This window comes from Hydromonas duriensis, from assembly GCF_004363775.1.
GTDB lineage: Bacteria > Pseudomonadota > Gammaproteobacteria > Burkholderiales > Burkholderiaceae > Hydromonas > Hydromonas duriensis.
The window spans coordinates 1-2991 of sequence record NZ_SNZE01000059.1; the positions used below are offsets into that span (position 1 = coordinate 1).

At 42.9% G+C, this 2991-nt stretch carries 1 protein-coding gene; it reads left to right on the forward strand.

Annotation, left to right across the window (positions count from 1 at the left end; all coding sequences use genetic code 11):
- Window positions 1–21: 21 nt before the first annotated feature.
- The coding region (locus DFR44_RS11195) for a hypothetical protein (RefSeq protein WP_133621650.1) at window positions 22–2991 on the forward strand (2970 nt) is incomplete at its 3' end.

Below are 2991 nucleotides of genomic sequence, written 5' to 3' on the forward strand. Positions count from 1 at the left end.
ATCCTAGGGAGGTTCTAAGTCATGGCACGGCAGAATTTAAAACAAAAAATGAGTAAGTGGTTCAACGGAAGAGAATTGATGAAAACCGAGATGATGTTTAAACGAATATTTACAATGTGGCGAGTACTGATGATGGTGATGTTGTTCGCCGCATCAACTGCGCATGCAGCGATTACTTCTTTCAATGCTACTGTTAATAGAGATGGTAGTGAATCATATGATGCGACTGATGTGGCAGGGAAAGACAGCTCGCCAACAAATGGTATTGTTCGTGTGAATGACACTACTGAGTATCAGTTTGGCTATGTTTCAGATTCTACAAAACTAACGACTTTTGTATTCACTTTGCCTGCTGGTTCATCTTGGTCTAGCATTAGTACAAGTATCTGTAACGGGGGTGTAACAAATACAGGTACGGTTATGACATGTAGACGAACGGTAACAACTGGTGCGGAGTCTTTTACAGTTACGTTTGGTGCGGGTCCGCTTCTTCAGAATGGTGCAACAATTACACCCACAGTATCGATTGATGGTGCTGCTCCAGTTAACTTACCTGCGGTGACAATTAGTGCTGCACCTAAAGCCACGACGCGTACATTCAACAATAACTTATTGAAGACTACCGTTAATTCTGTTGGTGGTTATAGTTATGTGATGAATTTTGGTCTTGGTGTTGATGGCACTTCTATTGTTAATTCTAATAACAGGGGTGCAGAGGCATTACGAGCGGGTACCAGTTTCAAACTTAGTATGATGCCAGGGGCTTATTTAACGAGTTGCCCTGGAGGATTTACTTGTGTCCAGTCAGCACCAGGTGATCCTGTAACTATCACCTACAATAGTACTGTTACTTTCTCGACGTCGAATCAGTATGGATTTTTCTCGCCCAGTCAAGTATCGACAATTTTTACTTCATTCCCCATATTTGTTCCTACAGATCCGAATAATACGCCGTCTAACCCTGCTGATGATAATTTTCCGCTTGGTGCTACATCTTACGCGGTTAATCAAATTACTGAATTTGACCCAGTCAGTATTTCAAATCAGTCGAACTTTGGTGCTGATTACGCTCCAGATAGTCAACCAGGTTATACCTGCCCAACAGGTGTCGGCATTTCTCAATCTAGGGTATGTGTTTCCCTAGGGATTAATAGAACAGAAATATCGCCCATAGTTACTGCTTTTTTTTCCAATACATCAGAGCCTGGCGATATTACTAACGTTATGTTTGCTGATGACAATAATCTGAATAATGCAAATGGCGCATATTCAGAAGTCGTTTTGCCAGGTATGGCTTTTGATGCTTGGAGTGGCTTTTATAGTGATCAAACTGGTAATGGTGATACGACCGATTCCTCAGGTTGTACGACTTTTAATAACACCTACCTTAATCTAAAGTCTTTGGCTAAAGTCAGATATGGTGCGACAACGTCACAATCTACTGGAGCACCGAACCAAGTGTTATCATCACCCGATGTGGTTATTGAGTACTCATCGGTTGCATATGCTGATGATGCAGCTCGGCGAGCTGCAAGCTGTGGTTTGGCTGGAGATGGGGCATCGGGTTGGGTGACTGACCCTTCTTCACTATCAGGTGGTTATGACGCAGTTACCTCTGTTCGTTATCGTTATACCAAGCCTTTATCTCCTGGATATGGTTTGAGCTTACAAATTCCATTCGTTCGCCCAACGACTACTGCATCATTAAGTTTGGCAAATGGCACTGTCTTGCCGTGGTTTTATCAATATTCTTATGTAGATTCAACTACGGCTACGACAAAGGAATTTAAGTCAGATTATACTGGCGTTACTGGCTTAACCACCAAAGGAGGTCGAGTTACAACACAATCCGTCATGGTGCAGAATATAGCAGCAGTTCAGCACCCTGCTAATAGTGGGACAAGTGTCTCTCCTGGAGCTACCGAGACAGTGACCATTACTCCGCAGGTGATTGGTTCGCCAATTGCTGGTCTGGATGGTGTTGCAACAAATTACCAGATCAGAGTTACAAATGAGACAAATTGTTTGTTGCCAAACCTCGCTTCTTTACCTGCAAACGCAGTTGTGATTAATGGTAACTATGGTGCTGATGGTATACCTTGTACCAGTGATGATGTTTCAGTAGGCAACATTACATTTAACTTGGGTGATGTTTCTGTTCCTGGAGGTGCAGCGACTACTGGATATCCAGGCAAGTTAACAAGCTTATCGCCAATTGTGTTTCAGTATAATGTCCTTTCTAAGACTGTACCTGGTAATAAGACCATTGATATTGACTCAATATCAACATCTGATTTGCGAACCCGTCTTGAACGCTTTGGTGGAGAAGATAGAAGAAGCACGGTGTTTACTAATGTCGCGGGTGTCGCTTCATTTACTGCCAGTAAAACGACTACAGGTGTAACCAACGGTAAGGTTGGTCCTAACGAGACTTTTGGTTATACGATTAATTTCGGTAATGGTGGTGGTTCAGATTCTGGTGTGGGTACTTTTGTTGATGTTTTGCCGTTTGATGGTGATGACAATGGTACTCAAAACTTAGGGGCAGGTAAGCTCAAAGTCGTTGGACTTTCGTCAGGGATGACAACGAGTGCAATGGGTACTGTGAAAATTGAATACACAACACAGGCATCCGCTGATGTATTGGCTAAAGTTAGTGTTTCTGGTCAGGAAGATGGTTCTGTTGGTATTGCTTGGACTGAATATACCAGTGGTACTTTACCAGATGGTATAACAGCGGTTCGCTTTACAACATCAAACCCGCTTTTGATTGGCTACGCTGGCTATGGTGCAATCTCTGTGCAAGCACCAACTATCAATAGTACATCAACCATCATCAATTCAATTTATGGTCGTACCACATTGTTAGCTAACAACCCTACGTCTGTACAAGTTGTTCGCTCTGGTTCACCCGTTACGATTCAGGGTTTGGATGCAGCGACTTTGCGAGGACGAGTGTTTATAGATACCAATGCCAACGGCACATATGAA